Annotated in this window: 20 protein-coding genes and 1 tRNA gene; 18 read left to right on the forward strand and 3 right to left on the reverse strand. The window is 47.5% G+C overall.

What is annotated here, in order from left to right; translation table 11 throughout:
- The first annotated feature begins 32 nt into the window (after positions 1-32).
- Positions 33-1,760, forward strand: coding sequence for a peptidoglycan D,D-transpeptidase FtsI family protein (locus tag WMO62_RS10760; RefSeq protein WP_349144633.1), 1,728 nt, complete (start codon positions 33-35; stop codon positions 1,758-1,760).
- A 1-nt stretch (position 1,761) separates the two neighbouring features.
- On the opposite strand, the gene WMO62_RS10765 is transcribed toward WMO62_RS10760, so the two are convergent.
- Positions 1,762-1,832, reverse strand: a tRNA-Gly gene (locus WMO62_RS10765).
- 142 nt (positions 1,833-1,974) lie between these two features.
- Here WMO62_RS10765 and mraY point away from each other — a divergent pair.
- The 10 genes from mraY (at position 1,975) to sigE (ending at position 12,136) form a co-directional block, all read left to right on the forward strand.
- Positions 1,975-2,934 carry a phospho-N-acetylmuramoyl-pentapeptide-transferase gene (gene mraY / locus WMO62_RS10770; RefSeq protein ID WP_435390484.1) on the forward strand — a complete coding sequence of 320 codons (960 nt, stop codon included), beginning with the start codon at positions 1,975-1,977 and terminating at the stop codon, positions 2,932-2,934.
- Positions 2,935-2,943: 9 nt separating this feature from the next.
- Positions 2,944-4,305, forward strand: a complete 1,362-nt coding sequence (gene murD, locus WMO62_RS10775; protein ID WP_349144634.1) for a UDP-N-acetylmuramoyl-L-alanine--D-glutamate ligase — start codon at positions 2,944-2,946, stop codon at positions 4,303-4,305.
- Positions 4,302-5,411, forward strand: coding sequence for an FtsW/RodA/SpoVE family cell cycle protein (locus WMO62_RS10780; RefSeq protein WP_118596049.1), 1,110 nt, complete (start codon positions 4,302-4,304; stop codon positions 5,409-5,411). Before murD ends, WMO62_RS10780 begins: the two co-directional genes overlap by 4 nt.
- Positions 5,412-5,507: 96 nt before the next feature.
- Positions 5,508-6,758, forward strand: coding sequence for a UDP-N-acetylglucosamine 1-carboxyvinyltransferase (murA, locus tag WMO62_RS10785; RefSeq protein ID WP_349144635.1), 1,251 nt, complete (start codon positions 5,508-5,510; stop codon positions 6,756-6,758).
- A 4-nt stretch (positions 6,759-6,762) separates the two neighbouring features.
- Positions 6,763-7,500: a cell division protein FtsQ/DivIB gene (locus WMO62_RS10790; RefSeq protein WP_117497144.1), complete on the forward strand. Its 738-nt coding sequence runs from the start codon at positions 6,763-6,765 to the stop codon at positions 7,498-7,500.
- A 125-nt stretch (positions 7,501-7,625) separates the two neighbouring features.
- Complete coding sequence (gene ftsZ / locus WMO62_RS10795; RefSeq protein WP_349144640.1) at positions 7,626-8,780, forward strand: cell division protein FtsZ; 1,155 nt, start codon at positions 7,626-7,628, stop codon at positions 8,778-8,780.
- A gap of 105 nt (positions 8,781-8,885) precedes the next feature.
- Positions 8,886-9,755 carry a shikimate dehydrogenase gene (gene aroE, locus WMO62_RS10800; protein WP_349144636.1) on the forward strand — a complete coding sequence of 290 codons (870 nt, stop codon included), beginning with the start codon at positions 8,886-8,888 and terminating at the stop codon, positions 9,753-9,755.
- 10 nt (positions 9,756-9,765) lie between these two features.
- Positions 9,766-10,524, forward strand: a complete 759-nt coding sequence (aroD, locus tag WMO62_RS10805; protein WP_118717495.1) for a type I 3-dehydroquinate dehydratase — start codon at positions 9,766-9,768, stop codon at positions 10,522-10,524.
- Between the two features lie 80 nt (positions 10,525-10,604).
- A complete protein-coding gene (locus tag WMO62_RS10810) occupies positions 10,605-11,399 on the forward strand; it encodes a sigma-E processing peptidase SpoIIGA (RefSeq protein ID WP_349144637.1) in 795 nt (264 codons plus the stop codon).
- Positions 11,396-12,136, forward strand: coding sequence for an RNA polymerase sporulation sigma factor SigE (gene sigE, locus WMO62_RS10815; RefSeq protein ID WP_118509843.1), 741 nt, complete (start codon positions 11,396-11,398; stop codon positions 12,134-12,136). The genes WMO62_RS10810 and sigE overlap by 4 nt, the downstream gene beginning before the upstream one ends.
- Positions 12,137-12,149: 13 nt before the next feature.
- Here sigE and sigG read toward each other — a convergent pair whose 3' ends face one another.
- Positions 12,150-12,926, reverse strand: coding sequence for an RNA polymerase sporulation sigma factor SigG (gene sigG, locus WMO62_RS10820; protein WP_118439368.1), 777 nt, complete (start codon positions 12,924-12,926; stop codon positions 12,150-12,152).
- Positions 12,927-12,995: 69 nt separating this feature from the next.
- Positions 12,996-13,262, reverse strand: a complete 267-nt coding sequence (locus WMO62_RS10825; protein WP_117496382.1) for a PRC-barrel domain-containing protein — start codon at positions 13,260-13,262, stop codon at positions 12,996-12,998.
- A gap of 110 nt (positions 13,263-13,372) precedes the next feature.
- Between WMO62_RS10825 and nrdR the strand changes: the two genes are divergently transcribed.
- From nrdR to WMO62_RS10860, 7 genes are all read left to right on the forward strand, one after another.
- The gene (nrdR, locus tag WMO62_RS10830) at positions 13,373-13,822 is read left to right on the forward strand and encodes a transcriptional regulator NrdR (RefSeq protein ID WP_117496381.1); all 450 of its coding nucleotides are present in this window, start codon (positions 13,373-13,375) and stop codon (positions 13,820-13,822) included.
- Positions 13,823-13,932: 110 nt separating this feature from the next.
- Positions 13,933-14,490: an elongation factor P gene (gene efp / locus WMO62_RS10835; RefSeq protein WP_349144638.1), complete on the forward strand. Its 558-nt coding sequence runs from the start codon at positions 13,933-13,935 to the stop codon at positions 14,488-14,490.
- A gap of 227 nt (positions 14,491-14,717) precedes the next feature.
- A complete protein-coding gene (locus tag WMO62_RS10840) occupies positions 14,718-16,154 on the forward strand; it encodes an acyl-CoA carboxylase subunit beta (RefSeq protein WP_349144639.1) in 1,437 nt (478 codons plus the stop codon).
- Between the two features lie 15 nt (positions 16,155-16,169).
- On the forward strand, positions 16,170-16,970 hold the full coding sequence (locus tag WMO62_RS10845; RefSeq protein ID WP_117496378.1) for an OadG family transporter subunit: 801 nt from the start codon (positions 16,170-16,172) through the stop codon (positions 16,968-16,970).
- A 23-nt stretch (positions 16,971-16,993) separates the two neighbouring features.
- Positions 16,994-17,365, forward strand: a complete 372-nt coding sequence (locus WMO62_RS10850) for a biotin/lipoyl-binding carrier protein (protein WP_117496377.1) — start codon at positions 16,994-16,996, stop codon at positions 17,363-17,365.
- 45 nt (positions 17,366-17,410) lie between these two features.
- The gene (locus tag WMO62_RS10855) at positions 17,411-18,562 is read left to right on the forward strand and encodes a sodium ion-translocating decarboxylase subunit beta (protein ID WP_117496376.1); all 1,152 of its coding nucleotides are present in this window, start codon (positions 17,411-17,413) and stop codon (positions 18,560-18,562) included.
- A 41-nt stretch (positions 18,563-18,603) separates the two neighbouring features.
- Positions 18,604-20,016 carry an oxaloacetate decarboxylase subunit alpha gene (locus tag WMO62_RS10860; protein ID WP_117496375.1) on the forward strand — a complete coding sequence of 471 codons (1,413 nt, stop codon included), beginning with the start codon at positions 18,604-18,606 and terminating at the stop codon, positions 20,014-20,016.
- The last annotated feature ends 127 nt before the right edge of the window (positions 20,017-20,143 follow it).

Consider the following 20,143-nt stretch of genomic DNA (forward strand, 5'->3'; position numbering starts at 1 on the left):
AAATGGAGAAAACCATATGATGGGGTGTTTTTTTGCATTGCAGGACTTTTCATAGAAAAAAGATCGTGATCGTATTTGGCATCTGCCTGCTTCTGTTGTCGATCCTGGCAGGAAGACTGGTGTATCTGATGATCTTTGAGGCAGAGTATTATCAGAATCTGGCGAAGGATCTTCACGAAAGAGAACGAAGTATTAAGGCGGCCAGAGGACGGATCCTGGATCGGAACGGGACAGTTCTTGCAGATAACCAGACAGTCTGCACCATTTCTGTGATCCACAGTCAGATCAAAGACCCGGAAGGTGTGATCGATATGCTCTGTGAGGAACTAAAGCTTCCGGAAGAGACTGTACGCAAACGGGTGGAAAAGATCAGTTCTATTGAACGAATCAAATCCAATGTGAAGAAGGAAACAGGGGATGCTATTCGCGCCTGTGGATATGACGGTGTAAAAGTAGATGAAGATTTCAAACGATATTATCCTTATGGAGAACTGGCGTCCAAAGTACTTGGATTTACGGGAAGCGATAATCAGGGAATCATCGGACTGGAAGTGAAGTATGACGAATATATGGAAGGAATCCCGGGCACGATTCTTACGCTGACTGATGCAAGAGGGATTGAACTTGAAAATACAAAGGAAGACCGGGTAGAACCGGTGCCGGGTAACGATCTGGTGATCAGTCTGGATTATAATATTCAGATGTATGCCCAGCAGGAGGCGGAGAAGGTCATGGAAGCCAAAGGGGCAGACTATGTGTCGATTCTGATACTGAACCCCCAGAATGGGGAAATCTATGCCTGTGCCAATGTGCCGGAATTTGACCTGAATGATCCTTTTACATTGAATACGGGAGTGGATGCTTCGGCCATGACAGATCAGCAAAAGCAGGATGCCTTGAACCAGATGTGGAGAAATCAGTGCGTCAATGATACCTATGAGCCGGGATCCACTTTCAAAATATTTACTTCTTCGGCGGCCTTGCTGACGGGTACATCCAAGCTGACAGACCAGTATTACTGTCCAGGTTATAAGATCGTGGAAGACCGGCGGATCCGCTGTCATAAAGCAGGTGGACATGGGAGTGAGGACTTTACCAAAGCTTTGGAGAACAGCTGTAATCCGGCTTTGATGGAAATGGGGCTTCGCATGGGCGTTGACAGGTTTTATCAGTGTTTTTCAGATTATGGACTTCTGTCATTGACCGGCATTGATATTCCGGGCGAGGCAGGCACCATTATGCATAAGCTTGATAACATCGGCGAAGTAGAACTGGCGACCATGACCTTTGGACAGTCGTTTCAGATCACACCGGTACAACTGGCGGTGATGGCAAGCTCGGTGGTCAATGGAGGACGTCGGATCACACCGCATTTTGGAGTAGCAGTACAGGATCAGGAAGGAAAGATCTTGAAGGAATTTTCTTATCCAGTGAAGAAAGGAATCGTTACAGAAAAGGTGTCTGAGCAGATGCGGGAAATATTGGAAAAAGTAGTAGCAGAAGGATCAGGAAAGAAAGCCTATCTGGAAGGCTACCGGATCGGTGGAAAGACAGCAACTTCTCAGACCTTGCCCAGAAGTGCCCATAAATATATTTCTTCATTTCTTGGATTTGCACCAGCCAATGATCCACAGGTGCTGGCCGTGTGCATTGTCCATGATCCTCAGGGCATCTACTACGGTGGAACTGTCTGTGCACCTGTGGTGCGGACAATATTTGAAAATATTTTACCTTATCTGGGGATTGAGAAGACTTTTTGAAAGCGGATAACGGGAGTCGAACCCGCCTGTTCAGCTTGGGAAGCTGACATTCTACCGATGAACTATATCCGCATATAAGATTATTTTACACCTGTACTGATAAAAATGCAAGACCGATGGTTGATAAATTCGCCTGAAAGACGTATACTGATTACTGTTCAGAGTCGTGGGAATGGGACTCTGAACAGAAACAAATGAATATGAGGTGTTGATTATGTTGAATTTTGGTGTGATTGCCCCATTGCTGATCTCTTTTGTGATCAGTGCGGCTGCAGGTCCGAAGATCATCGGAATCCTTAGGAGGCTGAAAGCAGGACAGACGGTGAGGGACGATGGTCCGCAGACTCATCTGAAGAAGAATGGAACTCCTACCATGGGAGGTATTATTTTCCTGCTGGGTGTGGTGGTGACCTGCCTGTTTTATGTAAAAGATTATCCAAAGATCATTCCGGTATTATTTATGACTGTAGGATTTGGTATTGTAGGATTTTTGGATGACTATATTAAAGTGGTCCTGAAGCGTTCCGAAGGGCTGACACCAGGACAGAAGATGGCAGGACAGCTGGTGGTGACGGCTGTATTTGCATATTATATGGTGAAATATTCGGAAGCAGGGCTGACGATGCTGGTACCGTTCTGCCCGGGACTGACCATTGATCTTGGCTGGCTTTCCATTCCGCTTCTGTTCTTTGTCGTGATCGGAACAGTCAATGGAACCAACTTTACGGATGGACTTGATGGCCTGGCTTCCAGTGTTACGGTGATCGTTGCTGTATTTTTCTCTGTAGTCGCACTGGGAACGGGAACAGGCATTGCACCGGTGACACTGGCAGTTGCAGGTGGACTTCTTGGATTTCTTCTGTTTAATGTATATCCGGCAAGTGTATTCATGGGAGACACCGGTTCATTGGCACTGGGCGGATTCGTGGCATCGGTGGCATATATGCTGAATATGCCACTGTTCCTTCTGCTGGTTGGACTGATCTATATGGTTGAGGTGCTATCTGTGATCATTCAGGTCACTTATTTCAAAGCGACTCATGGTAAGCGGTTTTTCAAGATGGCTCCGATCCATCATCATTTTGAAAAATGCGGATGGTCTGAGACTCGTGTGGTAACAGTATTTTCTATTATAGAAGCATTTTGCTGTCTGATCGCACTGGCAGCAATGTAAGGAGGCACTATGGAATTTACAGACACAAAGGCGCTGGTCATTGGAACCGGGATCAGTGGATTGTCAGCGGTATCTCTGCTGGAACGAAAAGGTGCTCAGGTGATCCTGTTTGATGCCAATGAAAAACTGAAATGTGCAGATGTAAAAGCAAAATTAAAAGCAGACAGTCAGGCACAGATCTTGATCGGAACTCTGCCGGAAGGCTTGCTGGACACGGTGGATCTGGTGATCCCAAGTCCTGGAGTCCCGATGGATATTCCAATGATGCTGGAGGTCAGAAGGCGTGAGATTCCAGTCTGGGGTGAGATCGAACTTGGATATCGCTGCGGACAGGGGAGTATTGCAGCGATCACCGGAACGAATGGAAAGACCACGACGACAACCCTTGTGGGGCAGATCCTGAAAAATTATAATCCGCATACCTATGTGGTGGGAAATATCGGCATGCCATATGCAGATGTGGCGGACGGTATGGAGCCGGATGCTATGACGGCAGCAGAGATCAGCAGCTTTATGCTGGAGAGTATTGTAGAGTTTCATCCGAAAGTCAGTGCGATCCTTAATATTACGCCGGATCATCTGAACCGTCATCATACTATGGATAATTATATTGCGGCCAAGGAACGGATCGCAGAGAATCAGACGAAGGCAGATACCTGCGTGCTGAACTATGACGATGAATTGCTGCGGGCATATGGGGAAAACTGTCCGGCAGATGTTCTGTTTTTCAGCCGACTGCATAAACTGGAACAGGGCGTAGACCTGGAAGATGGTTATCTTGTGCTGAAAGATGATGGAAGAAAAGAACAGATCTGCCATGTGGATGAGCTTCATATTCTCGGTGGACACAATCATGAAAATGCCATGGCAGCCATCGCCATTACCCATCGAATGGGCGTGCCTGTGGACGTGATCCGTAAGACACTGTTGGAGTTCCGTGCGGTGGAACACCGGATCGAATTCGTGGAAGAAATTGCTGGTGTGGCATATTATAATGATTCCAAGGGAACCAACCCGGATGCGGCGATCAAAGGGATTCAGGCCATGAACCGTCCTACCTATCTGATCGGCGGAGGTTACGATAAGGGTTCGGAGTATGATGAGTGGATCGAGGCATTTGATGGAAAAGTGAAAGAACTGGTGCTGATCGGTGTGACAGCGCAGAAGATTGCTGACTGTGCAAGAAAGCACGGATTTGAGCATATTGTGTTTGCAGATTCTCTGGAAGATGCGGTGAAAGAGTGTGCGGCAAGAGCCGGATCCGGTGACGCTGTGCTTCTGTCTCCGGCCTGTGCAAGCTGGGATATGTTCAAAAGCTTTGAGCAGCGCGGAGAATTATTTAAAAAATATGTGAGGGATCTGATGGCATGACAGACCTGCATCAAAGAAATGGTGATACAAAAGAATCCATTGATTATGTACTTCTGATTCTGGTATTGCTTCTTGTGGTGTTCGGGCTTGTGGTGCTGTACAGTACCAGTGCTTACAATGGCAGGGTCAAATTTGCTGACCCTGCCTATTATTTACGTAAACAGTTTTTTGCGACCAGTATCGGACTCTTTTCCATGTATCTGGTGTCCTGTATGGATTATCGGAGGCTTCAGAATTATGCCTGGATCGGATATGGAATTGCACTGATGCTGTCCACAGCCGTGTTGTTTGTCGGACGGGAATATAATGGATCCAAACGGTGGCTGGCACTGGGTCCTCTGTCCTTCCAGCCTTCTGAGTACGCAAAACTGGCGGTGGTCGTTCTGCTGGCTGCTATTGTAAGCCGTAATGCATCTCATATGAAATCATGGAAATATATGTTTCTTGTGATCCTTCTGATCCTTCCGGTTGTGGGGCTGGTAGGATCCAACAACTTGAGTACGGCAATTATTATTCTTGGAATCGCAGTAATCCTGATCTTTGTTGCAAATCCACAGTTTTTACCTTTTCTATGGATCGGCGGCACAGGAGTGGGATTCATCGGTATTTTCCTGAGTCTGGAATCCTACCGGCTGGAACGGCTGGCCATCTGGCGGAATCCGGAATTATACGAAAAAGGATATCAGACCATGCAGGGACTCTATGCTATCGGTTCTGGTGGACTCTTCGGTGTGGGATTGGGAGAAAGCATGCAGAAGCTGGGCTTTGTGCCAGAGGCACAGAACGATATGATCTTTTCAATCATCTGTGAGGAACTGGGGCTTACAGGTGCAGTGGCAGTGCTGGTGATCTTCGGGCTTCTGATCTGGCGGCTCATGGTGATCGCCACTTGGACGAAGGATTTGTTTGGAGCTCTCCTGGCGGCAGGAGTTATGGGGCATATTATGATCCAGGTGATTCTGAATGTAGCAGTGGTGACCAATACGATCCCGAATACGGGAATCACTCTTCCGTTTGTCAGCTATGGTGGCACATCTGTCGTTTTTTTGCTGCTGGAGATGGGGATTGCTTTAAGCGTGTCCAGGGGTGTGCGGAAGGAACACTGATAGTGGCAGCGTTACAGAGCAGGAACACTGACAGGCATTTTTTGCATATACTGGTATATAACGGATGACCTGAAGGCGGGTCCAAAGGAGAGGGATGTGGACGAAAACAGAATTGTGATCAGCGGACCACAGAGAATGCAGGGAGAATTACTGGTACAGGGTTCCAAAAATGCGGCGCTTCCGATCCTGGCGGCAGCAGTGTTGGCTGACGGAATCTTTGTTCTGCATCACTGCCCGGAAATCTCCGATGTGGATCATATGCTGGAACTGCTGCAGACAGCGGGCTGCCGGGTCAGACGGGAAGGTCATATGGTGATTCTGGACACCAGAAGTCTTGATAATCACAGAATCACAGGATCAGGAGCGGGAAAGATGCGTTCCACCATCACCTTGCTTGGAAGTATGCTGGGAAGGCTTCATCAGGTAGAAATCCCTTATCCAGGTGGTTGTACCATTGGAAAGCGGCCCATTGATCTTCATCTAAGCGGTCTTAGACTGCTGGGCGCGGATTTTCGCCAGGAGGAACATACCCTGTGCGGATCAGCGGACCGGCTTCACGGAGCGCAGATCTGTCTTCATTTTCCAAGTGTGGGAGCTACGGAGAACCTGATGCTGGCGGCGGTACTCTCAGAGGGTGTGACAGTGATTCATGGGGCGGCCATGGAACCGGAGATCTGTGTGCTGGCAGAATTCTTACGGAAAATGGGAGCAAAAGTGAGGGGAGATGGAACACCTTGTGTGACCATTGAAGGAGTGAAAAAGCTGGATGCAGTGGAATATATCATTCCGTCTGACCGAATCGTGGCAGGAACCTATCTGCTTGGTGCGCTGATCACCAGAGGAGACGTAAAGCTTCTTCATCTGCCAGTGCAGCATCTGGGGACACTGCCCCATCTGCTGGAACAGATGGGAGCAGTCGTAGAGAGCGGGAAGGACTGGATCCATGTACAGATGGAGAAACGCTGCCGCCCGATCCCGAATATTGTGACAGCTCCGTTTCCGGGATTTTCCACCGATCTTCAGTCGGCATTGATGGCAGTGTTGTCCACGGCGGATGGCATCAGTTTTGTAGAAGAAAAAATATTTGAAGCCCGGTTTCAGATCGTGCCGGAACTTGTGAAGATGGGGGCATCCATTGTAAATCAGGACAGTTTTGCGCTGATCGAGGGAGTCCGGGGACTTTCGGGAGCGAAGGTGCAGGCAAGAGAACTGCGGGGAGGCGCGGGTCTTATTATGGCGGCACTGGCAGCAGAAGGGGAGACTGTTATGGAAGGCATGGAATATGTGCGCCGGGGCTATGAAGATATAAAAGGGGATTTGAAATCACTGGGAATCGTGATATACTGAACGCATGTGGAAAAAAGAAACAAAAACAAAGACAGTAAAAAAATTGATCGTGGTACTGGCGGCACTGGCAGTACTGTTCATATTGGGATTATCTTTTGCAGGTGTTTTCCGGGTGCGGCAGGTGACTGTGACCGGAAATGCCTACTATACCAAGGAAGAAGTAGTGGATCTGCTGCTGGATGAAGGAAGTCTTCAGAATACGCTTCTGGTATATCTTCGGTATAAATATCAGGAGCATCCGGAGATTCCGTTTATCGACGATTTTGAAGTGACCATGGATTCCTGGCAGAGCCTGAAGATCCGGGTCTATGAGAAAAATATGGTAGGTTATGTGCGCTATCTGGGGCAGGATGTGTATTTTGACAAAGATGGCATCGTGGTGGAGAGTTCTACCCAGGAACTGGAGGGAATCCCACAGATCAGCGGTGTGACCTTTGACAGTCTTGCCATACATCAGCCATTAAGCGTGGAAGATCCGACGATTTTTGATACGATTCTAAGCATTACAAAGCTTCTGACCAAATATGATCTGGATCCGGATGAGATCCGGTTTGGAGCAGGAGGTGAACTGTTCCTTCAACTGGGAGATGTGAAAGTGGCACTGGGAACCGGGGAGAATCTGGATGAGAAGATTTCCAGACTCAAACAGCTGGAGGGAGATCTTAAGGACAAGTCCGGTACGCTTCATATGGAAAACTATACAGACGAGACAACGCATATTTCCCTGGAGTCGGCAAAGTAAAGCAGTAATTATGATTTTTTTCAAAAATTTGTTGCGCATTTTAAGAAAAGAAGCTATGATATAAAGTAATGTAAGATGGCGTGGGAAATCGCTATTTGAAGGAGGATATAGCCTTGTTGGAAATCATGACGAATGAAACAGAAGCAGCTGCACGGATCATTGTGATCGGCGTTGGTGGTGCAGGAAATAATGCTGTAAATAGAATGGTAGAGGAACAGATCGGCGGAGTAGAATTTATCGGTGTGAACACGGACAAGCAGGCACTGAAGCTCTGCAAGGCTCCGACGGCGATCCAGATCGGCGAGAAGCTGACCAAAGGACTGGGAGCAGGTGCAAAGCCTGAGATCGGTGAAAAGGCGGCAGAAGAGAGTATTGAAGAGCTCAAAGAAGCGATCCAGGGTGCAGACATGGTATTTGTAACCTGTGGTATGGGTGGCGGAACCGGAACCGGTGCAACTCCTGTTCTGGCAAGAGCAGCTAAAGAGATGGGGATCCTGACGGTTGGTGTTGTGACCAAGCCGTTCCGTTTTGAAGCAAAGCAGAGAATGAACAATGCACTGGCAGGTATCGAGAAGCTGAAAGCTTCCGTAGATACTCTGATCGTGATCCCGAACGATAAGCTTCTGGAGATTGTGGACCGCAGAACTACCATGCCGGAGGCACTGAAGAAAGCAGATGAAGTATTGCAGCAGGCAGTACAGGGTATTACTGATCTGATCAATCTGCCGGCACTGATCAATCTGGATTTCGCAGACGTACAGACCGTCATGACAGACAAGGGTATCGCACATATTGGTATTGGTACTGCAAGAGGAGACGACAAGGCTCTGGAGGCAGTAAAACAGGCAATCACCAGTCCGCTTCTGGAGACAACTATCGCAGGAGCATCTCATGTGATCATCAATGTATCCGGAGATATTTCTCTGATTGATGCCAACGAGGCAGCAAGCTATGTACAGGAGCAGGTAGGCGAGGATGCAAACGTGATCTTTGGTGCAATGTATGACTCCACCAATTCTGATGAAGTAAGTATCACTGTAATTGCAACAGGTCTGCAGGATAATGCCAACAAGTCTGTCCTGCCGAATTATCGTCCGGTAACTCAGAAAACTCCGCAGCCGACTGCAGCCGCTTCAACAGCAGCACAGAATCCGGTAAAACCGGAGTTCAAGACCAAACCGGTACAGCCGCTTCCGGGACTGAAGACGTTTAAGAAGCCGGAGAGTACCATAGAAGAACAGGAGATCAAGATTCCGCAGTTCTTTCAGAAAAACAGATAGATAATAAAGGATATATCAGACACCCACTATGTGCCGAAAACGCCTGAGGCGTGGGCATGTAATGGGTGTTTCTTTGAATAGATATATGGGAAGAGGATAGACTATATGGAAACAATACCGATTACAGGACATACGGGACTGACCTGTCTGCTGGGCCAGCCGGTGGCACACAGCGTTTCGCCTGAGATGCACAATGAATCCTTCCGTTATCACGGACTGGACTATGTATATCTGGCATTTGATGTGGCACCGGAACAATTTGAGGCAGCAGTGGATGGGCTCATTACCTTTAATGCCAGAGGATGGAACTGTACCATGCCTCACAAGCGGCGGATGTTTGAACGGGTAGACAAGCTCTCCAAAGAAGCGGAACTGATCGGGGCAGTCAATACGGTAGTGCAGGAAAATGGTGTTCTGACCGGGTTTAATACGGATGGAAAAGGATATATGACTGCGGTAACAGATGCAGGCTTCGATATTATCGGAAAGAAGATGACGCTTCTGGGGACCGGAGGGGCAGCGGCTTCGATCATTACTCAGGCGGCGCTGGATGGAGTGCCGAAAATCGATGTGATTGCCAGAAAAGGTAATTCATGGAACGCAGTGGAGCAGGTCATCCATCGGGTGAACAGCCGGACAGACTGTAAGGTCTGTATGTATGAACTGAAGGATGAGGTGCAGATGAAAAAGAGCATCGATGAGAGTGCCATTCTGATCAATGCGTCCTCTGTAGGCATGAGTCCCCATGAAGAGGGCTGCCTGGTGCCGGATGTAAGTTACTTTCATCCGGAACTGATCGTATCGGATGTGATCTACCAGCCGAGGAAGACCAGACTTCTTCAGATGGCAGAATCAGTTGGATGCCCGACATTCAACGGCATGTATATGCTGCTCTATCAGGGAGCCTATGCGTTTGAACTGTGGACCGGTAAACCGATGCCGGTAGAACTGGTAAAAAATAAGTATTTTAAGTAGGGATAAAGAGATGAAACGGACATTCAAATTAAGTACAGGTGTTTTTGGAGAAGGAGATCCGAAAATCTGTGCGCCTATCGTAGGCAGGACAAAAGAAGATATTTTTAAGGCTGCAGAGGTTATTGCAAAGACAGAAGCGGATGTGGTGGAATGGCGGGGAGACTGGTTCGACCGTGTGGAAGACAGGGATGAACTGCTCGAAGTGCTACAGGGAATCCGCGGACGGATCAGAGAAAAAGCACTGCTTTTCACGCTCCGGACAGTCTATGAAGGTGGACAGCTTGCAGTGATGAAAGATACTTACTATGAGTTGAATGAACGGGCTGCCAGATCCGGCTATGTGGATCTGGTAGATGTGGAAGCATTCCGGGAGGAAGAACGGACATCAGAAGAGATCAGAAAACTTCAAAGCGCAGGTGTTCATGTGATCGCATCTTTTCACAATTTTGACCGGACACCGGACAGAGAAGAACTGATCCGCCGTCTGACCAGGATGCAGGAGATGGGAGCAGATGTGGCGAAGATCGCAGTGATGCCACAGAGCCGGGAAGATGTGATGACACTGATGGAAGCAACCATGGAGGCAGACCATTCTCTGGATATTCCGGTAGTGACCATGTCCATGGGTCGTCTGGGAGTCTTAAGTCGTCTGGCAGGAACCCTGACAGGTTCAGCTATGACCTTTGCGAGTGTGGGAGAAGCATCCGCACCGGGTCAGATTCCCATCGAGCAGATGAGAGTATTTTGTCAGCTTTTGTCTATGAAATAGAAAAGCAGGCTGCACCGTTTGACACGGTTCGCGGCCTACTTTTTTTATAATGTTGTCTATCATAAGAGAGAGGACAGCAAGTGTATTATGAAGTTTATGTAGATGTACTGTTTGTGGAAAATCTGTGGGTCAACGTGTGTCTCTTGCTTCTCACATCCAGACTGATGGGGTATCAGACAGACAGAAAACGGATCGCAGCCGGAGCAGCACTGGGAAGCATGGGAGCCTGTCTGCTGGAAACAGGTTCGGCTTATCTGACAACAGCAGGATGGTTTCTGGGGACGATTCTTACGGCGGCAGTCATGATCCGGACCGCATACGGAAAAAGGAACACATACATAAAGTGTCTGGTCGTGTTATATCTGGAAGGATGGCTGCTTGGCGGTACGATCCGGTATCTGGAACAGTTCTATGTGCCGGCGGGGCTTATGATGGCAGGAGGTTCGATGGTGCTTGCAGGTATCCTGCTGGCTGTCGAGTGGGTGCTGGTGAAGCTTCGGGAGCGAGAAGATATCATCTGTCCGGTGGCATTGTATCTGGGGGAGGCATCGATCAGCACCGAGGGACTTGTGGATACAGGAAATTCCCTGCGGGATCCTGTGAGCGGTCGGCCGGTCAGCGTCTGTACGGAACCGGTGCTGCAGGCACTTGTGAAGAAGTCTGGAAAAGAGCTTTTTCCGAGACTCATTCCTTATCAGACCGTTGCGGAGCATGGACTTTTAAAAGCGTATGTGCTGGATCGCATGGAAATTACCACAAATACAGGAATCTGTGTGTGCAGGCATCCGATCCTTGCAGGCATGCCTATGACCAGCAGACAGTATGAGCTGATTCTTCATCAGGAGCTTCTGTCCTCCCGGGAGGAGGCAACATGATCATCAAGGTAGCAATACCCAATCAGATCCAATTGAAAGTCGTACCCAGATTCAAAAGTATGTTTCTGGCTCAGAAAGGAGAAATCCATTATATAGGAGGTTCCGAGATCCTTCCACCGCCCTTGAATCCGGTGGAGGAGTCGGAAGCGATACACAATCTTTCAACAGAACAGGAACAGCAGGCAAAAGCCACGCTGATCGAACATAACCTGCGGCTGGTAGTCTACATAGCGAAAAAATTTGACAATACCGGAGTGGGTGTGGAGGATCTGATCTCCATTGGAACCATAGGACTTATCAAAGCAATCAATACGTTTAACAGTGGAAAGAATATCAAACTTGCTACCTATGCGTCCCGTTGTATTGAAAATGAGATCCTGATGTATCTGAGAAGAAACAGCAAGCTTCGGATGGAAGTATCTATTGATGAGCCGCTGAATGTGGACTGGGATGGAAATGAACTGCTGCTTTCGGATATTCTGGGAACGGATGAAGACATTATTTACCGAGATCTGGAAAATGAAGTGGAACGAAAGCTTCTAAGAAAAGCGTTGGGAAAATTATCCAGACGGGAGCGGATGATCATCGAACTGCGGTTTGGACTTAATCATCCTTCCGGGCAGGAGATGACCCAGAAGGAAGTGGCGGATCTTCTGGGAATTTCCCAGTCCTATATTTCACGGCTGGAGAAGAAGATCATCGGAAGACTGAAAAAAGAGATTGTAAGATACGAGTAGATGGAATAGGGGATTATTTCAGATAGTTCCGCATGGTCTTCAGTGCATTTTTTTCCAGACGGCTGACCTGAGCCTGGGAGATATGGATCTCCTCAGCCACCTCCATCTGGGTCTTCCCTTCAAAGAAGCGAAGATCGATGATGTGATGTTCTCTTGGGGTCAGCCGCTTCATGGCCTCGGATAAGGACAGATTTTCCACCCAGTTGTCTTCTTTATTTTTTTTATCGCTGATCTGATCCATCACATAGAGGGTGTCTCCGCCTTCTGTATAGACTGGATCAAAGAGGCTCACCGGGCTTTGAATGGCATCCAGTGCATATACAATATCTTCGGCAGCGATGCCGGTGGCAGCGGAGATTTCCTGAATGGTCGGTTCGGAAGCATGCTCTTTCATAAGCATTTCCCTGGCGTAGATGGCCTTATAGGCTGTATCCCGAAGAGACCGGCTGACCCGGATACTGTTGTTGTCCCGAAGATACCGGCGGATCTCGCCCACGATCATAGGCACTGCATAAGTACTGAATTTTACATCCATGGTACAGTCAAAATTGTCGATGGCTTTCATGAGGCCGATGCAGCCGATCTGAAATAAGTCATCGGCATTTTCACTGCTGGATGAGAACCGTTTGATCACGCTTAAGACCAGACGGAGATTGCCTTTAATATAAATCTCCCTGGCCTCCTGATCTCCTTTTTTAATCCGCTCGAATAACAGCTTCTTTTCATCATTGGTAAGGAGCGGCAGTTTGGATGTGTTGACTCCGCAGATTTCCACCTTGTTGATAAGCATACAGTTCCCTCCTGACTTGTTAAAAGCATTTCCCAAAATAAATGGGTTATGCAGAAAATACAGAAAAAACTATTTCCATATTTTTCTTGGAGAGAGCACCTTTTCTGCTGTGATCTCCACCAGTACAATATCAGGACCGATCTGACAGATACAGTTCCAGGGAATGATATATTCCTGATCCGGACAGAGAAGACCACACAGTCTTGGAGGACCAGGCACGATGATGGAACAGATCTGACCACTACACTCATCAATGACCAGATCACAGATCTGGCCAAGCTTCTTGCAGTCACATCGGTTGATCACATCTTTTTCTTTTAATTCACAGAATCTCATCGGAATATCTCCATGCACCATTGTTTGTTAAAGCATATGCTTCTTTGAGTCTTTCATTGACAGAAAAGTGCAGCCTGTTATATACTGAACAACAAAGAAGGAGGGGTTTCATGAAGTGTCCATATTGCGGAAAAGACAATACAAGAGTCATTGATTCCAGACCTGCGGATGATGGGGATTCCATCCGCCGGAGAAGAGAATGTGATGAATGTCATAAACGGTTTACTACTTATGAAAAGGTAGAGACGATCCCGATGATCGTGATCAAAAAAGATAATAACAGGGAGACTTATGACCGGGCCAAAGTTGAGGGCGGGGTGTTCCGTGCCTGTCACAAGAGACCGGTGTCAGCCACACAGATAGAAGCTATGATCGATGATGTGGAATCAAGTATTTTCAGCAAAGAGGAACGTGAGATCTCCAGCCGTCAGATCGGGGAAATGGTTATGGAAAAGCTGAAAGACCTGGATTCTGTGGCTTATGTCAGGTTTGCTTCCGTGTACAGAGAGTTCAAAGATGTGAATACATTTATGGATGAACTGAAAAAAATGCTGAAGTAGAATGAAGAAAGTTTGAAAAAACAGTTGAAATAATGGATGTTCTATTATAAAATAGGATAAAGTGTGGGGACTGCGCATTGCCCCGTATAACATAAGGAGGACGAATTAACATGATTTCTGCAGGAGATTTCAGAAATGGCGTTACACTGGAGATCGAAGGTAACGTTTATCAGATTTTAGAGTTTCAGCATGTAAAACCGGGTAAAGGTGCTGCATTTGTGAGAACCAAACTTAAAAATATCATCAACGGCGGTGTAGTTGAGAAGACTTTCCGTCCGACCGAGAAATTCCCGGCAGCACGTATTGACCGTGTAGACATGCAGTATCTGTACAGTGATGGAGATCTGTTCCACTTCATGAACGTGGAGAACTACGATCAGATCGCACTGAACAGCGAAGATGTGGGAGATTCCCTGAAGTTTGTAAAAGAGAACGAGATGGTTAAGATCTGTTCTCACAACGGTAACGTATTCGCAGTAGAGGCTCCGCTGTTTGTAGAGCTTGAGGTCACAGATACTGAGCCGGGCTTCAAAGGTGATACTGCAACAGGTGCTACCAAACCGGCAACCGTTGAGACTGGTGCAGTTGTTAACGTTCCGCTGTTCGTTGAGACCGGAAACAAGATCAAGATCGACACCAGAACCGGTGAGTATCTGTCCAGAGTTTAATTCTGGTTTATAAGGAAAATCCATACAGGAAGGCAGAATGTTCTATTGCAACATCTGCCTTCTTTTATTTTTGTTACAGAAAACAATGACAAAAAATATGTTACATCAGTAAGAACATATATTGTTAGATTCTGTGAAAAATCGCTTGAAAAAGTGGCGGCTAGTTGCTACAATGGAAAACGGCAGAATTTGCGTTATTTAATAATATATGTGATGGAGGGCTAAAAATGAGTAATACAGCACAGACCTTGGCAAGTGGCAGAATTGCAGCGCTGCTTGACGAGAACAGCTTTGTTGAGATTGGCGCAGCAGTTACTGCACGTGCGACAGATTTCAACATGAACAACACAGATACTCCTTCTGACGGCGTAATCACAGGTTACGGACTGATCAATGAGAGTCTTGTGTATGTGTACAGTCAGGATGCTTCCGTGCTGGGAGGCTCCATGGGCGAGATGCACGCAAAGAAAATTACAAAAATCTATGATATGGCTATGAAGATGGGAGCACCGGTGATCGGTCTTGTCGACTGTGCAGGTCTTCGTCTTCAGGAAGCAACGGATGCACTGAACGCATTTGGAGAGCTGTACCTGAAACAGTCAATGGCATCCGGCGTTGTTCCGCAGATCACAGCAGTATTTGGAACCTGCGGCGGCGGTATGGCAGTAGCATCTGCTATGTCTGACTTTACCTTTATGGAGTCCAAGAAAGCAAAACTTTTTGTAAACTCCCCGAATGCACTGGAAGGAAACGATGCATCCAAATGTGATACTGCTTCTGCAAAATTCCAGAGCGAGGAAGTTGGAAATGTTGATGTTGTAGCTGAAGAGGCTGAACTGATCACCAAGATCCGTGATCTGGTATCTCTGCTCCCGGCTAACAACGAAGATGATCTTTCCTATATGGACTGCGAGGATGATCTGAACAGAGTATGTGCAGATCTGGAAGCTTCTGCTGCAGATCCGGCAATTACCCTGCCGATGATCTCTGACTCCGGAATCTTCTTTGAGACCAAAGCAGAGTATGGAAAAGATATGGTGACCGGATTCATCAAACTGAACGGAACCACCGTAGGAGCAGTTGCTAACCGTTCCACCCTGTACGATGAGGAAGGCAATGCAGTTGAAGAGTTTAATGCAGAGATCTCTGCAAGAGGATGCGAAAAAGCAGCAAAATTCGTAGAGTTCTGTGATGCTTTCAATATTCCGGTACTGACTCTGACCAACGCAGCTGGCTTCAAGGCAACCAAATGCTCTGAGAAGAAGATGGCTGCAGCTGCTGCAGCACTTACCTATGCATTTGCAGAGGCAACTGTACCGAAGGTAAATGTAGTAGTTGGAAAAGCTTACGGAAGCGCATATGTGACTATGAACAGCAAAGGTCTTGGCGCTGACGTTGTATACGCATGGCCGAATGCAAAAATCGGTATGATGGGTGCAAAACTTGCGGTGAAAGTAATGTATCCGGAAGCTGACGCAAAAGAGCTGAGAGAGAAAGAAGCTGCTTATGCAGAACTTCAGAACAGTGTTGCTTCAGCAGCAAAGAGAGGTTATGTTGACAGTGTGATCGAAGCACAGGATACCAGAAAATACGTGATCGGTGCATTTGAGATGCTGTACACCAAGAGAGAAGACCGTCCCTTTAAAAAACATGGAACCGTGTAGAGCGAGGTGAATCATATGAAACAGAAATTAAGAAAGATCCTTGCGCTGCTAGTGCTTTCTGTATCGGTTCTGGGTCTGACTGCCTGCGGAAGTGCAAATGACAGTGAGACTATCGAGTATGACAGTGCGTATCTTCAGTCTGTATCTGATTTCCTGATCGGAAGCTGGAATGGTCTGTCAGAGGCTGATCTTGATACATATGCAACCATGGATGAGGAAGATGCTCAGTCTATGCTGGACTCTTATGGACTTCCGTTTACCGCTGAAGCATTTACCACCGCTTTTGCAGGTTACGAAGGTTCTATGGAAGAGCTGGGTGCTTATGTAAGTACGGATGGTTATGAGTTTGAGACTAAGAAGGATGAAGTGATTTTGATCACTCACCTGACTTACGAACAGCGCAAAGCGGATCTGGAAATTGTATTCAACAAGAAGAGTGTTGCACAGAGTGTAACTGTAAATCCGGAGTATTCTCTGGGTGAGATTCTTGCAAAAGCAGGAATGAATACACTCCTTGGTATGGGAACTGTATTCGCAGTACTGATCTTGATCAGTCTGGTCATCTACTGCTTCAACTTCATTCCGAATATTCAGGCAAAATTCGGAAAGAAGAAAGAAGAGAAAGCACCAGCCGCAAAACCGGCAGCAGCACCGGCTGCAGCTCCAGTAGCAGCACCGGCAGAGCCGACTGTGGATGAGGGCGAGTTAGTCGCAGCGATCACCGCAGCGATCTGTGCATATACCGGAAGCTCATCTGATGGATTCGTAGTACGTTCCATCCGTCGTGCAGATTCCGCAACCTGGAAAAGAGTATAAGGAAATTAGGAGGATATATTAAGATGAAAAATTATACCATTACCGTAAATGGCACTGTATATGAAGTATCTGTAGAAGAAGGTGGCGCAGGAAGCGCACCGGTTCGCGCAGCAGCTCCGAAGGCAGCACCGAAGGCACCGGCAGCAGCACCGGCTGCAGCAGCACCGGCAGCAAGTGCTGGTTCCATCGAAGTAACCGCATCTGTACCGGGTAAAGTATTTAAAGTAGAAGCAAGTGCTGGCCAGGCTGTAAAAGCTGGTGATCCGATTGTGATCCTGGAAGCTATGAAGATGGAGATCCCGGTTGTAGCTCCGGAAGACGGAACCGTTGCTGGCATCAACGTATCTGTTGGTGACGCTGTAGAGTCCGGTGATGTATTAGCTACCATGAACTAGGAACATATACGACTGGTATTCTAATTAATCATTGGAGGTTACAACATGAGCTATATTGCTGAAACATTAGGAAATCTCCTGCAGCAGACCGCGTTCTTTAACCTGACCTGGGGAAACTACGTAATGATCGCTGTTGCTTGTGGATTCCTGTATCTGGCTATTGCAAAAGAGTTTGAGCCTCTGCTTCTGGTTCCTATCTCTTTTGGAATGCTGCTGGTAAACATTTATCCTGACATTATGTTGTCAATCGAGGATTCTGCCAACGGAGTCGGCGGACTTCTCTACTATTTCTACACACTGGATGAGTGGGCGATCCTTCCGTCCCTGATCTTTATGGGTGTAGGTGCGATGACAGACTTCGGTCCGTTGATCGCAAACCCGAAGAGCTTCCTGCTTGGTGCAGCTGCTCAGTTCGGTATTTTCGCAGCTTATCTGGGAGCTATGCTTCTTGGCTTCTCTGATAAAGCAGCAGCAGCAATCTCCATTATCGGAGGTGCTGACGGTCCGACTTCCATCTTCCTGGCAGGTAAGCTGCAGCAGACGGCTATTATGGGACCGATCGCAGTAGCGGCATATTCCTATATGTCACTGGTGCCGGTTATCCAGCCGCCTATCATGAAGCTTCTGACCACTGAGAAAGAGCGTAAGATCAAGATGGAGCAGCTTCGTCCAGTATCTAAACTGGAGAAGATCCTGTTCCCGATCATCGTTACGATCATTATTTCTCTGATCCTGCCTACCACCGCTCCGCTGGTTGGTATGCTGATGCTGGGTAACCTGTTCCGTGAGAGCGGTGTGGTTCGTCAGCTGACAGAGACTGCATCCAATGCCCTGATGTATATCGTAGTTATTCTGCTTGGTACTTCTGTAGGAGCTACCACAAGTGCAGAAGCATTCCTGAACCTGGATACCCTGAAGATCGTTGCTCTGGGTCTGATTGCATTTGCATTTGGTACTGCAGCAGGTGTTCTCTTCGGTAAGATCATGTGTAAACTGACCGGAGGAAAGGTAAACCCGCTGATCGGTTCTGCAGGTGTGTCTGCAGTTCCTATGGCAGCCCGTGTATCCCAGAAGGTTGGTGCAGAGGCTGATCCGACCAACTTCCTTCTGATGCATGCAATGGGACCGAACGTAGCCGGTGTTATCGGTACTGCAGTTGCAGCCGGAACTTTCATGGCTATTTTCGGAGTATTCTAAGCTGCTGACGGAAAAGGACAAATTTGTAGGAGGAATAGAAAATGACTGAAATCGCTAAAAAGCCGATTAAAATAACAGAGACTATCCTGCGTGACGCACATCAGTCTCTGATTGCTACCCGTATGTCAACTGAGCAGATGCTTCCGATCATCGAAAAGCTTGACAACGTAGGATATCATTCCCTGGAGTGCTGGGGTGGAGCTACTTTCGATGCTTCCTTACGTTTCCTGAAAGAGGATCCGTGGGACAGACTTCGTAAGATCCGTGAAAGAGCTAAGAAGACCAAGCTGCAGATGCTGTTCCGTGGACAGAACATTCTGGGATATCGTCCGTATGGTGATGATGTGGTTGAGTACTTTGTACAGAAATCCATCGCAAACGGTATTGATATCATTCGTATCTTCGACTGTCTGAATGACCTTCGTAACCTGCAGACTGCAGTAAAGGCATCCAACAAAGAGGGCGGACATGCTCAGGTCGCACTTTCCTATACACTGGGAGATGCTTATACACTTGAGTATTGGACCTCCATGGCAAAACAGATCGAAGAGATGGGAGCAGATTCTATCTGTATCAAAGATATGGCAGGACTTCTCCTTCCGTACAAAGCAACCGAGCTGGTTACTGCACTGAAAGAGACCGTTAAGATCCCGATTCAGCTGCATACTCATTATACATCCGGTGTTGCTTCCATGACTTACCTCAAAGCTGTTGAGGCTGGCGTGGATGTGATCGACTGTGCAATGTCTCCGTTTGCTCTGGGTACTTCCCAGCCGGCAACTGAGGTTATGGTTGAGACCTTCAAAGGAACTCCGTATGATACCGGATATGATCAGAAGCTTCTGGCTGAGATCGCTGATTACTTCAGACCGATGCGTGACGAAGCTCTTGAGACCGGTCTGCTGAATCCGAAGAACCTTGGCGTTAACATCAAGACTCTTCTGTATCAGGTACCGGGTGGAATGCTTTCCAACCTGACTTCCCAGCTGAAAGAGCAGCATGCAGAAGACAAGTTCTATGACGTACTGGAAGAGGTTCCGCGTGTACGTAAAGATCTTGGTGAGTGCCCGCTGGTTACTCCGTCTTCTCAGATCGTTGGTACTCAGGCAGTATTTAACGTAATCATGGGTGAGCGTTACAAGATGGTAACCAAAGAGACCAAAGATGTTCTCTCTGGAAAATACGGAAAGACTGTAAAACCGTTCAATCCGGAAGTACAGAAGAAGTGCATCGGAGATGGTGAGATCATTACCTGCCGTCCGGCAGACCTGATCGGCAACGAGCTGCCGAAGCTGGAAGCTGAGATGGAAAAATACAAACAGCAGGATGAGGACGTTCTGTCCTACGCACTGTTCCCGCAGGTTGCTACTGACTTCTTCAAATACAGAGAAGCACAGCAGACCAAGATGGATGCAAATGTTGCAGACACCGAGAACGGAGCATATCCGGTTTAATTATTACAGACATAAGGAGAACCACTGGTGTATACCGGTGGTTCTTTTTTGTGTTTGCGCGCCATGGGCACGCTCTAACGGGTGCAAGTCCCGAACATGCCCAGATAGTGGGAAGTGTATAGCCGAA

Source organism: Hominiventricola aquisgranensis (assembly GCF_040096225.1).
Classification (GTDB): domain Bacteria; phylum Bacillota; class Clostridia; order Lachnospirales; family Lachnospiraceae; genus Hominiventricola; species Hominiventricola aquisgranensis.